The 1,158-nt window shown below is 42.7% G+C and carries 1 protein-coding gene and 1 pseudogene; both read right to left on the reverse strand.

The features are described 5' to 3' along the window. A partial coding sequence (ftsZ, locus tag AC1DUW_RS29805) for a cell division protein FtsZ (protein ID WP_477644304.1) occupies positions 1-826 on the reverse strand: 826 nt, incomplete at its 3' end. A gap of 44 nt (positions 827-870) precedes the next feature. Next, positions 871-1,158 (reverse strand): annotated as a pseudogene (locus AC1DUW_RS29810) (cell division protein FtsA); the annotation flags it as partial.

The raw sequence follows: 1,158 nt of genomic DNA on the forward strand, positions 1-1,158 counted from the left end.
GAACTTCAAAAAGACTTAGGTTCGTTCCACCAGTAATATTCATCAGGACGCCTTGAGCACCATCAATAGATGTTTCAAGGAGCGGACTGGAAATAGCTTTCTTCGCTGCTTCTGCTGCACGGTTTTCCCCTGAGGAAATCCCAATGCCCATAAGAGCTGAACCTTTGTTGGACATGATTGTCTTAACATCGGCAAAGTCTAAGTTAATAAGACCAGGGACGGCAATTAGATCTGAAATCCCTTGTACACCTTGACGAAGAACATTATCCGCTTCACGGAATGCTTCAAGCATTGGCGTACTTTTATCAACAATTTCGAGGAGACGGTCGTTTGGAATGACGATTAGTGTGTCAACCGATTCCTTCATAGAAGAAATACCGCCTTGTGCCTGAGTTGCACGTTTTCGGCCTTCGAATGTGAATGGACGTGTGACTACACCTACTGTAAGTGCTCCTAAATCTTTAGCAATACCAGCAATAACCGGCGCAGCTCCTGTACCTGTTCCGCCACCCATTCCAGCAGTTACGAAAACCATATCGGCACCTTTAAGCGCTTCTTCAATTTGTTCTTTGCTTTCTTCTGCGGCTTTCTTTCCTACCTCTGGGTTGGCACCAGCACCCAATCCACGTGTAAGCTTACCACCGATTTGCATTTTGATTTCTGCTTTTGATAGATTAAGAGCCTGCGCGTCAGTATTGACTGAAATAAACTCAACACCTTGTACGCCATGCTCGATCATTCTGTTTACCGCATTGTTTCCGCCGCCGCCAACACCTATTACTTTTATCGTTGCTAATTGTTCTAAATTAGAATCAAACTCCAACATGACAATCCTCCTATTTTGACGAAATTCCCGATTCTTTATGATTGTTATTCAAAAAAGTAACCCAGGATTTTTTTGAATTTAGATTCACCTTTTTCACCTTGTTTTTTAGCCGTGTTCTCTTTACTTTTCTGAGAAACTTTTTGACTGCGCTGGTCATTATTTTCTTGTGCTTGTCCAGCTGCTACAGGAGTTTTATTAGCGGTGTTTTTTTGCATTCTCTCTTTCTTGCATGCGTGTTTAATCAGACCTACAGCTGTCGTGTATTGAGGCTCTCTAACTCCGATATAATTCGGTTCTGCCGTCCTCACACGATTTTGGAACACATATTGAGC

Source organism: Peribacillus sp. P4_C12 (assembly GCF_056402095.1).